This is a genomic window from Rahnella sp. CG8, from assembly GCF_023701875.1.
In the GTDB taxonomy this organism is placed as follows: domain Bacteria; phylum Pseudomonadota; class Gammaproteobacteria; order Enterobacterales; family Enterobacteriaceae; genus Rahnella; species Rahnella aceris.
This window is the reverse complement of sequence record NZ_JABAED010000017.1, coordinates 1-12,387: the sequence shown is the minus strand read 5'-3', so window position 1 is coordinate 12,387 and position 12,387 is coordinate 1. Positions and strand designations below refer to the sequence as shown.

Genomic DNA, 12,387 nt, shown 5'->3' with positions numbered 1-12,387 from the left:
TTTCCCCCCGCCGGGATGAAAAGTTAAGAGTTAGCCAGTGAAGCGGCTGCCCGCTTTTCTGTTTGTGTGAATTGACGGGCGCGACGCCATGTCAGGAATACACCGATGGCGTAAATAACGCCGATGATGGTGAGCCCGGCGACGTTTTTGAGCGTGCAAAGTTGGATGAGTAAATACGTGATCGGCGAGCCGCCCTGATCCATTGAAGCTACTCTTCCTCCAGCCGTGAGTGCACCCGCATTTGCAGCCAGTTGGGTATGTAAATCAATGGTCTGCGTCGCTATCCACAGTGTGATGCTCATGATGATGCAACCCGAAATCAGCGTGCGGAACAGGTTGCCCTGATGCACGGCCACCGCGATGGCAACGAAGAAGCCGATAGTGGCGAGGTCACCAAATGGCAAGACCTGATTTCCCGGGACAAGCACGGCGATAAGGATTGTCAGAGGAATAAAAATCAGGCTGGCTGAAACAACGGCGGTATGACCGAGTAATAAAGCCGGATCCAGACCAATCAGGAACTCCTGTCCACCAAAGCGGGCTTGCAGACGTGTACGGGCATGGCGGGCAATGGGCGTTAAACCGTCCATTATCGGTTTGATGACTCGTGGCATCAGAAGCATAACCGCAGCGGTTTTAACGGCCAGCTGCAATACGCCTTTGACGTCGTATCCCGCGAGGTAACCAATAATCAGCCCCATCACGAAACCGACGGTGACGGGTTCACCGAACGGACCGAAACGCTTTTGCACATCATCAGCGCTGAAGTGAATTTTGTTCAGCCCTGGGATCTTCTCAATGAGGGTATCAACCAGTACCGCAATCGGGCCGAGATACGCCGAGGAACCATGGGGGATGGCAATACCGTCCAGATTAAAGAAGTCACGCGTATCCTTTGCAAACCAGTCGCCCAGCTTGTAGATGAATGCCGCATGCAAAACGACCCCCATGATCCCCAGCCAGTAAGAACCGGTGGCGAGGTGCAACATGGCACCGGTGAAAGTCATGTGCCAGATATTCCAGATATCCACATTGACGACACGTGTCATACGCGTCAGCAACATGACGATGTTCACACCGATCGCAATCGGAATAGCGACCAGCGCGATTTGTGATGCCCAGGTCATTGGCGACGAGCCCGGCCAGCCAATATCGACGACCTGCAGGTTAATTTCGAAATGCTCTGCCATGGCTTTTGCCGCAGGGCCGATGGAGTCGAGCATCAGGCCAATGACCAGACCGATCCCGACAAAGCCAATACCAATATGAATCGCAGATTTAAATGAATCCCCCAGTTTCATCCCTAATATCAGAGAGAAAACGATGATCACCCCAGGCAGCATGACTGTCGGGCCGAGATCGAGGATGTAGCGCATGATGTCGGTAAACATGACTTACTCCTGTAACAGGGTCAGTATTTGCTGACGTAACGTATCCATACCCACGCCGGAGATAAACGGCATGCCGTGCACCACCGGAATGTTGCCAAATGTCCGGTCAACTTTGGCGGTGGTACAAATCAGATGGGCACCGTCCATATAGGTTTCGATTTCCGTTACCCGGCACTGAACGAGATCCACATGTATGCCATGCGCCTCACACAATTCTTTGATTTCCTCCGCTGCCAGCGTAGAGGTGGCAACGGCTCCGCCACAGGCGACTATAATTTTTCGCTTCACGGTAAGGCTCCTTAACAGATTGTTTTAAATATTATTTTTTTAGGTAAGACGTCGGGTTTATTGCTGAGAACATTTTCAGGTACAAACGGCGGATCGTTTCTCAGGTGCCGGGATAAAAATGTGCCGTTCAAAAAGCGCGGATAGCTGTTCTTCAGGCGCTGTCAGTAAGCTTTCGAAAAAAACAGGATCCTGTAGCTGGCTGAATAACTGACGTAACAACATCAGCTGTTCAGAAGGATGAGTGACAATCAGGGCAATAATGAGTGTCGCGGGAATCGTTCCCTCATCATCAGCCTGAAAGAATTCCACCGCTGTATCTGGCCTGATCAGATAAATGGCCGGGCTGCGGGCATGGGTGGCTTCGCAATGAGGAATGGCGACGGCGTGGTGTTCAAGCTGAATGCCGGTGGGATATTCAGCCTCGCGATTGACCAGCGCCTGCGGATACGTCGATTCCACCACGCCCTCCTGCACCATGCGCTCACCGATATGCATGAGTGCTTCGTGATAATCCGCAAAGCTGATACCTGTTTTGACGAAGATTTCGCAATTATGCATGGCAGGCTCCTTCGCATGTCGTTTGCAACGGCGTGCAGCCGAAGTGATATGCGCGTAAAACGTCCTGAATTTTATCGATGATAAGTTCATGCGGATCGCTGGCGAGTTCGCCGTTCATCACCCGTTCAAACTGAGCAGGAAGATATTGGCTCAGCAGACCAAGCGGGATATCTGTTGAACGCAGGTTGGCCATTAAAACGTCCATCGCCCGGTTGATGCGTGTATGAGGCCAGTAGTAGCGAATTCGATCGGATAAGCTGAAATGCAGATCGATAAGCGAAAGGCTGAATGTTGGGTTGTAATACTTTTTCCAGTAACCGGGTTCATCCAGCATGACGCCATCAATGACCGTGAGGATCTGGCTACGGCATTCGGGCGCAATCAATACCTGTTCAATGTTGGCCAGGGCAAAGACGGCTTCCCGCAAAGCGAAAGTCAGCGCGGGACCCACTTTCAGGATAGCGAAGTGATCTTTCACCAGGTTGCGGTAGGAATCACGGGTCTGGTAATCGGTGGAATGTGCCTCATAAACCAGCGGTGTAGTCGCAATATAAGCTGACAGATCCTGAGCAAGATCAGACTGATAGTGAATCACGCGGCTGTGATCGAATTCAACGCCGGGCTGAACCACGATGGCGACGATCCGATCTATGGCATCATTGAGCCCGAGTTCACGAAATGCCTGATGGTGCATATCCAGAGTCGCTTTTGCATCTTTGGCTTCAGTGACATGAACGTGCTGAATCGCCGATGACTCACCGCCTGGAACCGGAACTTCAGTACCGATGACATAGGTCAGCAACGCTTTCTGCTGTGCAGTTGCCACTTCTTCTGCGACCTGACATAAACGCGCCGCGCGCTGAGCCACGACGAAAGGATCCAGAGGAACAGGATCGTCTGCACAGGACATGGATGCATCCAGATGAATTTTGCTGAATCCGCCTTCGACATAACGCGCGATAAGCTCTTGTGCTTTTGCCATCGCTGTTTCGGCGTTTTCGTGCTGCCAGCAGTTTGGCCCCAGATGATCGCCCCCTAAGATCAGACGTTGTAATGGAAATCCGATTTTCTCGGCAATGGCGAGAACGAAATCGCGAAAATCAATTGGCAGCATGCCGGTATAGCCGCCAAACTGATTTACCTGGTTGGAGGTTGCCTCGATGAGCACTTTTCGGCCAGTGTGTAAGTCTTCCCGTAATGCAGCTTCAATCACCAGCGGGTGCGCAGAGCATACTGAGCAGATCCCGATCCTTTCGCCTGTCTTGTGTTTAGCAATAATGTCTTTCATTTTATGCCTCCGTTTATTTCCGAAGAGGATCATACCTTTCCGAAAGGCAAACAATAGCGTTTTCTGCATTATGTGATGGCGATCGAAATGTTTCGTAAGTTTATTGCATTCGTTTTCTTTCGTTTTAGGGGCATCTCGGGGATTGAAAAGATAACGTCTGAGAATGCAGCAAAGGCACATGCGGAGTTGCTATGCTTCACAGCGCAGGGAATTTTTACTCCTCATTAAGGTGCCTTTTGTTTACACTGTGAGGAATATGACCTTTCGGATTACTCATAATGAATACTTATGAACGTCGCAATAAAATCATTGATTTAGTGAATGAAAATGGCAGTGTTCTGGTCACTGACCTTTCGACTGCTTTCGAAGTTTCAGAGGTGACAATTCGGTCAGACTTGAGTTTGCTGGAACAAAAAGGTGCGCTCAGTCGTTTTCACGGAGGGGCGGCAAAGTGGATCGCAAAGGAAACGCCTGGTCACGAAAAACCACTGGATGAAATGGTTCTGGAAGAGCGTTATCTTCACGCCAGCGACCCGAAAAAACGCATTGCTCAGACCGCCGCGGGGTTGGTTAAACCGGGGGATACCGTGATCCTCGACAGTGGCAGCACGACCATGCTGCTGGCTGAGGAGTTAGTGAAAGCGGGTGATATCACTGTCATTACTAACAACTTACCGGCTGCGTTTGTATTATCAGAAAACCCGGATATCACTCTGGTCGTTTGCGGCGGAACACTACGCCACAAAACGCGCTCGCTACATGGCAACATCACGGAATATGCGTTGCAGGGCATCGTCGCTAACCTCATGTTTGTCGGCGCTGATGGCCTCGACGCGGCCACAGGGATCACCACATTTAATGAAGGCTATAGTATCAGCGGTATTATGGCTGATGCCGCTCAGCGTGTTGTCGTGGTGACTGATTCCACTAAATTTGGCCGACGCGGATATAACCTGGTGCTGCCTATGGAAAAAATCGACACCATCATTACTGACTCCGCTATCAGCGATGATGTGCAGCAGGCGCTCCAACAAACATCGACAGAGATTATTGTTGTTTAATCTTTATCCGGTTTCTGGCTTCAACCTGTGCTGACTTTATGGCCGATGATGATTAAAAGATACTGGCAGAACAGAGGGTTGCGCAGACGCGCAAGAAAATTTTTATCTGTTTCAGTAACAGCTATTGATAAGTGGAAGCGGTATTCAAAAAAGGCCGCAGAGCAAGATCCCTGCGGCGACGGAAAAGTAATCAGGATTTTTTGTTATAAACTTCAAAGGTGAAGTATTTCTTTTCCAGCGTCTTATAAGTGCCGTTTTTGTGTATTTCTGCCAGTGCATTATTGATCAGTGTCAGATGTGCCTGATCATCCTTACGCAGTCCGATGGCCGTGCCTTCACCCAAATAACGGGTGTCGTTTAATGGCTCCCCGGCGAAGGCATAACCTGTGCCTTCCGGGGTTTTCAGGAAGCCCGTTTCTGCGGCGGCGGCATTGGTCAGCGTCACGTCTATGCGACCTGATGCCAGATCCTGATTCACGAAATCCTGATTCTGATAGGAAACCACATCCACGCCTTTTTTCTGCCATTCGCCCTGGGCGTAGGCTTCCTGCGTAGTGCCCTGAGCAACACCCACCGTTTTTCCTTTCAGTGAATCGGCTGTGGGTTGCAGGCCGCTCCCTTTCTTCGCGATCAGCACACTTGGTACGTGGTAAAGCATGTCGGAGAAAGTGACCTGCGTTTTACGTTTTGGTGTCATGGACATTGCAGAAAGTACCGCATCAAACTTTTTAGCATTCAGCGCCGGGATAATGCCGTCATAGGCGGTTTCGACCCACTCACATTTCACTTTTGCCTGCTGACAAATGGCGTTACCTAAATCGATATCAAAACCGACCAGCTTGCCATCTGGCGCTTTTGATTCAAAAGGTGGAAATGACGGATCCACACCGAAACGCAATGTCGTCTCCGCATGTGCCAGCCCGCTGGTGGCCGATAATGCCGCGATGATCAGCAAGGGGATTTTATTCACAATTGTTCTCCGGTGGTGCCCAATAAAAACAAACCCCCGCCCGGCTGCGGCGAGGGTAAAGGAATTATTCATATTTTGAATATGACGATTGCGATATCTAGGGTCAAGCGCCAATCTTATCGTCAAAATGGTCATTAGCGTGACATAGGGGGTATTGGTTTTTGGGCAGAGTAAGCGAGGGTTTTACCGGGTCTATAGCGGCAGAGGGGCTGCGTTTATTCTTAAAAACAACAGGATAAATATTCCAATGTCTGAAGATATCAGGCAAAAAAATCGCCTTTACCCACAGGAGTAAAGGCGATTGAAGGTCTGCATTTGACTTAAGATGACATTGTCAAAGACCGTTCATGGAAGATTACTTGGCTTTATCGATGAAGACTTTTAATGAAGAGGCTTTGTTATCAAATGACACTGCGCTAAGGTCGGGAATCTTTTGACCTGACTTCACATCAACATAAGACCCTTGATAGTCACGCTCAGAATACAGGCGGACGGTATAACCCTCAGCAACCTCTATTTGGGAGATGACATTATCGTAAGTATCTCTATAATCGCCCCTTTTTTCGGCGCTGAGCCGTGGAATATCCCCGTAAATCTGTAAGAACCCGCCACGATCATAGCTTGCTTCACGAGCTTCTGCTTTAACGACCTGAACAGAGGAGACTGCTTTGTTCATTTCGCTGAGATACCTGGTCAGATCATATTGAGATGAAGATGGAAATAGGTTCGAAGTTCCTTTGAATTGACATTCTGTGAATAAACGCACCCCCAACGAACTTTCTGGTATCGTAAAGGACGACACTTGATCATTGGCGTCAGTACCGTTTTTCATCTTAACACCGTTTAAGCAATCGATGTCCCCAGTGACTTCCAGGCTATCGCCAGTATAACCAGCGTTCTGGAACAGGGTGACTTTAAGACCGGTCACAGGCTCTGGCTGCGGTTCTGGCTGCGGTTCTGGCTCAAAGCTGGTGACCACCATTTGGGCCACAACTGCCGGATTAGGTGACACACGCTGAATGACAATGGTTTCACCGATAGAAATGTCTTTTTCATCCGACTTAACGTGTGAAATAGCGCCATCTACAGTCTCGGTACTGTAATCACATTTGCCATTATCGCAGTTGAAAATATAGTTGCCTCTCTTGCTATCATTAACGATTTTAGCAACATAAGAAGAACCATCTGCGCTGTGGAGTTTTTCTTTATCAAAATCAACGAAAATATACGGCACGTTATTGATTTTCGACACACTCATCGACTTCACGCTGCCATCAGAGATCACCGGGTTATTACCGTCGAGCATATCCTGCGTGACCGTAATCTGACCAAGAACAGCCTGATTCGGGTACTCACGTTTGACCGAAATGACAGAACCTACTGCCAGGCGGCTTTCAACATCCCCTGTACGGAATGAAGCTTCTTTACCTAAACTTTTCTTGTTGCTGTAGTAATAGTGAGTGCCTTCTGTGCCGAAAAGATATTTCCCGTCAACATAGGCTGTATATGCCGTGCCACTCGTAATTTTGCTGGAATCGAGATTCATGTAAACACGTGTTTGACCATCATCCACGCTGACCAGAATAGCTTTCAGATCGGTCTTATCGATAACCGGATCTTCATCTGGTACTGGGACATCGGAATCATCCGGAAGCGGCGTGTTTTTCACTTCTTTAACGATATTACCCAGTTCGTGTTCCGGAGTATCGCCACTGATATCCCACAGGATCGCACCACCGAAGCCCTGATCGAGAATGTAATCTACTTTTTCATCAATGGACTGCGGATCGTCATAGGTCAGGAATTCTTGCTTGGTTTTGCTGTAGAGATACGGAACGTGTGACTCTGGGTCCCAATAGCGCGTGTATTCGCCACTGGCCAGTTTTTGCTTGAGCACATACCACGGGTTGGTACCTGTAAACTGATCCGCATCATCCCATGCACCTTTTACGGTTGCCGCGCCGGTGTTAAACATGCCCGGCAAACCAGGAATGAGTTCTGTACCCGGCACATGGCCCCAGCCACGACCATAATATGGGATTCCCATCATCAGCTTGGTTTTCGGCACATTCCAGGTTTCGACATAGGCCGTCATGGTGTCAGCCACGTTCAGATCTTTATCTTCATCATGGCTGTTTTCATACAGCGGTGCGTTATGACCGGTTAGCGGATCGAAGGCACCGTGGATGTCATACGCCATCACGTTCACGCTATCCAGCAATGGCGTGGTTACCGCCGGGTTGATGAACTGAATGTTGTTGTGATTAGTGGTGACCGCCGCAGAAAGTTGATAATACTTATCATCTTTCAGACCTTGCGCATCCAGTTTGGTACGCAGCGACTGGATTAGTTTAGTGAACTGGTTTTTCTCAGCTTCGGTATTCGGATATTCCCAGTCAATGTCGAGGCCGTCGAAATGCCATTGTGCCATGTAGCTGACCATGCTGTTGGCCAGTTTCTCAATACCTGCATCCGTGGCGGTTGCCGCTTCGAAGACACCTTCCTGGGAGTTATTCCAGCCACCGACAGAAATCATATGCGCCACGTTGGCCGCTTCAGTCCGTTTATCCAGGTCTTTAATCAGTCCTGGGGCTTTATCGGTGTCATGCATGGTCACCACACCGTTTTTCACCACCGCAAAACCGTAGTTCAGGTGGGTCAGACCAGAGTAGTCCACTTTATCAGGGGTAAAGAAGTTATGGGCTTCATACACGCCCCATTCCGGGAAGTAACCAATCACTTTACGCTGTGCAGCTACGTTGGCTTTTTCACGGTTCTGCAGATCGATAGCGTCCTGGCCGGTATACGGCGTGAACTGGAAGCTGATGTAAGGCTTGATGTTAATAGCATCACCGGATACCCATACTGGATCGGTTCCCGGGCTAATACCCTGGTCAACCCACCATTGTGCAGTCCAGTAGTATCCCAGGAAGCGAACGGTATCGCCGCCTTTATAGGTGCGGTTTGGATCGTAATCCTCAGAAATAATAGCCAGTTCCTGTTTTGGCGCGACTTGCGCTAAGACAGTACCTGGGAAGTTGTTTTGCGATGCGTTGGTATACGCAGTCCAGGTGTGACCACCATCTTTGGTGATCATCATTGAGTAATCGAGGCCGGAGAAGGTGTTAGTCTGATCGCTTGCCGTCACAGTGGCGGCAGACGAAATTATTGGGAATCCAATAGCAGAAAACAGGATTGCTTTAGTTAATTTATTTAAGCGCATAGGTGACTTCCTAATTTGTCTATAAACTCGTTTATTAACAAGGATACAAGAAATACGCGCCTTTATATCATTTGCATTATTTGCATAGTATTTAATTATATATTAAGAATGAGTAAATTAAACTTACCCTTAATCATGTGTATTTAAATAATAAAGGTACTCGCATCATTTAAATAAATGTTTTGGCTGCCAATTATAAATAAATGTGATTATTGGGGGGGGCTGAACTCACGATCAGCCTCTCGCCATCCCACCAACTGACTCCCTCAAGACCTTGTTTTTGGAAACGTTGGGCCAAAGCGGGGAGGTTTTGGGTTCATCCGGTCATAAATTGTGGATCTGGAAAGACCCATTTTGAGCGCGACAGCGGGTAAGCGGAGAACCTTAACATTAGATGATGTCATGGCTTATTCTCCTGAATCATATTGGTTTGGATGCAGGAAGATTAGGGATGTGGTGGTTTTTAAAAATATTTTTGCTTTCTCATTTTTTTATTGAAAGCCGCAAGTACTTAATTTTTTATTTTAATGAAAATTAATTTCAAAGGAACTTACGGTTTTTTGATTAAAAGCTTCGACGATGTACGTGGGATCATACCAGATTGGGTACAAAATACGCCATGGGAATCAGTGAGGTCCATGTTGGACTATGAAAATACTGATATTCAGCTTTTATCAGAACAGCTCACTGATGAATTCACCCCGACGGACCTTTTTTCAGCGTGTAACTTTCATTCACTCCAGCTTGTCCAGTCATTGCCGGGTTTCCGTAAAAAATTGAATTCAATTTTTGTTTGTATACCTAAACGTATACCCAATCTTTAATTTTTAAGCTTGTTCCATGGCATTTTGGAAAGCAAAACTGCCATTCCGCACCAACCACTTACACCAGCAAAAAGCAGGCCTGCACCGACGAATCCCGACAATAGAAAGAAGCTTTCATCTATTGCGTATCCCATCAATACCCCTGCGAGGATAAGTATTCCAGCTACAATCTGAACTTGCCTCATGATTGGAAGAGGATACTTCTTGTCTTCAATCGTCGGAAGATTTGCACTTTTCCAGGCATTAATGCCGCCAGACAACAATAAAACCGTTGCCGGGTCTGCTGTTCTGACCAGTGCATCTTCATTTTGAGCTGTGCGTGAACCCGCCAAACAGTGAAAAATAACAGGATGATTTACAGGCAGGTCCTTGATTTTTTTCCCCAACAAAATATCGGATAGTGGAAAAGAGATAGCTCCAGGAACGTGCTCTCGAAGAAATTCAGCAGGCTCCCGAATGTCGATCAGAGTGCTGCCATTTTTCATGAGTTCATGTGCTTCTGCAGGACTTACAGTTCTTGTGCTCATTTCAAATCCTCAGGGCAGTAAATGTCCTTTAACGTTGCGATAACTTTTCTAATCGATTCATTTTTAATGAAATAATTTCTTCGTTGCTCATCTATGGAACATTCAATCAAATCCTCTTCCTTCATTCTCGCCAGGTGCTGCGATGTGGCTGAAGGACTTAATCCTGTCAGTTTACTTAGATTACCTGCTGAAGTTCCCGGTGAGTCAATGAGAGTACAAAGAATCAATAGTCGGTTAACGTTACTCATGGACTTGAGAAGCCTGGTCGCCTGAGCCGCGCTATCTTGCAAAAATTCAAGGTCAGTATTTTTCATATGTTATTTCAGGTTTATCTAATTTAAGTAAAGTCTAAATCAAATGCAGGCGTAGAGCAAAAAAAGATTTATGAATAAAATGCTCAAACTGTCCACTATGTGTTTACTTTATTTTTCAAATGGTTAAATGGTGATGAGATTGCCCTAACTGGTCACTTACAATGAACCGTTGGCCAAAAAATGCAAAATTCCGGTTTGAACCGATTATTGAGGTGCTTTTCACGATGATGTCGGCTGCTCTGATTCTGATATAGGAGGCTGAGTGTTTAGTTTATTTCACTCTAATGGCTTACGTTGAATAAGGCATATTATTAGAAAGTCTTTATTGGTATCTAATGAAAGGAGTCGGATGATGGTATTTGAAGAAAAGAAGAAAAAGGCAATAGACCTGATGGAAAATAAAAAGATGTGGCGGAGCAATTATGCGCCCCCCATCTTACGCTTGTTTTGGAAAATGGGGAGTAAAATGCCACCGCCTCCGTTTGCCCCTTTCTGGCTTAATACGATGTTCTTCGCCGCCTGGTACAGCCCTATATGGGGCATTTTCATGTGGTTCACTATCTGGAAAAATCAAGGCTTCAGCGTATTGCATGCGGTATTCATCGCCCTCTTTGCCGGTTTGCTGTTTGGTTTATTCATGGCGTTATTCCACTATTGGCGCAAGCGGTCCAACAAGTTGCCTGACTGGAAGAGCCTCTAAGAAGGCAACAATTTGAACATCAGAAAAAAGATTTATATAAAAACTGTTCACAGCTTTCACTTTTTTTTGTTTAATTTCATTTATGTTATGTGGTAATTGGTTTGCCCTGAACTGTCTATAACTCATCACTTCAAGTGACCAGTTACTACTTCTCAATGAAAAAAACCGGCCTGAGCCGGTTTCTTTTTAAGCATTCTTGATGTCGCACATTGGCAACCAGTCTGTCTCGCAGTCTTCACTTAAGATCAGATTGGTTTGCAGACCCGGATTGGTCTTTTTCTTCAAGAATTCAATCTCATACTCTTTCAACGTTTGCGGCACAGCCCGACCTTTCGGCTAGGGAAAACGTGCTGACGATTCCCGCTAATTGGAGGCATGATTTCCAGCAGCTCTAAAGCTTGTTCTGAGAGAGGGGCTATATGATCACGTTTTGCCTTCATACGTTCCGCTGGAATACACTACTGCTTGTTCTCGATATCGGTCTCTGACCAAGCTATTGCTGAGGCTTCTGCAGGGCGTATTGTAGGCATGTGCTGCTTCTTCGGGCGTTCGAAAGCATTACCTATACCTGAAGCTGGATTCGCCTCAATCAATCCCACATTCACCGCATAAATCATTATCTCATTGATGCGCTGAACTAACCTTCCGACAGCTTCTAACGCTCCACGTGCTTTGATTGGCTCTAACACCTGAATAAGTGTGCATGCTTTCAGCTCCTGAACAGGAATGTTCTCGATCTCGGACTTCTACAGACACAAAAAAGCCCGCAAACCTAGAAGGGATGCGGGCTTTCAGGACTTCTCCGGACTTATCTGGTAATAACCGGATCATTATTTGGTGGGCTGGGGGAAGTTGAGGAAATTAGTTAACTTAATGTTTTAACTAGTTAATTACGAATTCAGGTTTGTGGTGTATACCTAAACGTATACCAATGCAGATAATCGTACTTCGTTATGTTCATATTTTGAACGCTTTGAGTAGGGTGCCTCTGACTAGCCTACGCGATACAAAAAGATTTATAGAAAAACTGGTCACAGTGTTCACTTTTGCATTAATGATTATAATAAACAGTTAGTTATGCGGTGATTAGTAGATGAAATCAGTTCACTATAAGTGACGAGTTGATGGTCTGCACATTAAATGAACTTGCAGTTTTCGAGTCTTATTGACCTGCCCCCAGGATTAGATACAACCGTCAGTTAGTAATGTCGGTTTGTTTACCTTCACATTTTCCATTTCGCCA

Annotated in this window: 11 protein-coding genes and 1 pseudogene; 2 read left to right on the top strand and 10 right to left on the bottom strand. The window is 46.8% G+C overall.

The features are described 5' to 3' along the window. Positions 1-23: 23 nt before the first annotated feature. The 4 genes from HGO41_RS16255 to gatZ form a co-directional block, all read right to left on the bottom strand. On the bottom strand, positions 24-1,391 hold the full coding sequence (locus tag HGO41_RS16255) for a galactitol-specific PTS transporter subunit IIC (protein ID WP_112150849.1): 1,368 nt from the start codon (positions 1,389-1,391) through the stop codon (positions 24-26). Between the two features lie 3 nt (positions 1,392-1,394). Beyond that, the gene (gene gatB, locus HGO41_RS16250) at positions 1,395-1,679 is read right to left on the bottom strand and encodes a PTS galactitol transporter subunit IIB (protein WP_013576748.1); all 285 of its coding nucleotides are present in this window, start codon (positions 1,677-1,679) and stop codon (positions 1,395-1,397) included. A 75-nt stretch (positions 1,680-1,754) separates the two neighbouring features. Next, positions 1,755-2,237, bottom strand: a complete 483-nt coding sequence (gene gatA, locus HGO41_RS16245) for a PTS galactitol transporter subunit IIA (protein ID WP_013576747.1) — start codon at positions 2,235-2,237, stop codon at positions 1,755-1,757. Then, positions 2,230-3,525, bottom strand: a complete 1,296-nt coding sequence (gatZ, locus tag HGO41_RS16240) for a tagatose-bisphosphate aldolase subunit GatZ (RefSeq protein WP_250981211.1) — start codon at positions 3,523-3,525, stop codon at positions 2,230-2,232. Before gatZ ends, gatA begins: the two co-directional genes overlap by 8 nt. 278 nt (positions 3,526-3,803) lie before the next feature. Here gatZ and HGO41_RS16235 point away from each other — a divergent pair, with 278 nt between their 5' ends. Further along, positions 3,804-4,586: a DeoR/GlpR family DNA-binding transcription regulator gene (locus tag HGO41_RS16235; RefSeq protein ID WP_013576745.1), complete on the top strand. Its 783-nt coding sequence runs from the start codon at positions 3,804-3,806 to the stop codon at positions 4,584-4,586. Between the two features lie 190 nt (positions 4,587-4,776). Here the strand turns inward: HGO41_RS16235 and HGO41_RS16230 are convergent, their stop codons facing one another. From HGO41_RS16230 to HGO41_RS16210, 5 genes are all read right to left on the bottom strand, one after another. Further along, entirely contained in the window at positions 4,777-5,556 is a 780-nt protein-coding gene (locus HGO41_RS16230) for an ABC transporter substrate-binding protein (RefSeq protein WP_013576744.1), read from the bottom strand. 355 nt (positions 5,557-5,911) lie between these two features. Next, positions 5,912-8,779, bottom strand: a complete 2,868-nt coding sequence (locus HGO41_RS16225; RefSeq protein WP_013576743.1) for a glycosyl hydrolase family 18 protein — start codon at positions 8,777-8,779, stop codon at positions 5,912-5,914. A gap of 266 nt (positions 8,780-9,045) precedes the next feature. After that, a complete protein-coding gene (locus tag HGO41_RS16220; RefSeq protein WP_081481102.1) occupies positions 9,046-9,183 on the bottom strand; it encodes an AlpA family phage regulatory protein in 138 nt (45 codons plus the stop codon). A 416-nt stretch (positions 9,184-9,599) separates the two neighbouring features. Next, positions 9,600-10,130: a rhodanese family protein gene (locus HGO41_RS16215; RefSeq protein ID WP_013576742.1), complete on the bottom strand. Its 531-nt coding sequence runs from the start codon at positions 10,128-10,130 to the stop codon at positions 9,600-9,602. After that, positions 10,127-10,444, bottom strand: a complete 318-nt coding sequence (locus HGO41_RS16210) for an ArsR/SmtB family transcription factor (protein WP_015690325.1) — start codon at positions 10,442-10,444, stop codon at positions 10,127-10,129. Before HGO41_RS16210 ends, HGO41_RS16215 begins: the two co-directional genes overlap by 4 nt. Before the next feature lie 352 nt (positions 10,445-10,796). Between HGO41_RS16210 and HGO41_RS16205 the strand changes: the two genes are divergently transcribed. After that, entirely contained in the window at positions 10,797-11,144 is a 348-nt protein-coding gene (locus HGO41_RS16205) for a DUF6404 family protein (protein WP_013576740.1), read from the top strand. A 332-nt stretch (positions 11,145-11,476) separates the two neighbouring features. Here HGO41_RS16205 and HGO41_RS16195 read toward each other — a convergent pair. Continuing rightward, positions 11,477-11,881: pseudogene (locus HGO41_RS16195) on the bottom strand (phage integrase central domain-containing protein); the annotation flags it as partial. Positions 11,882-12,387 lie beyond the last annotated feature (506 nt).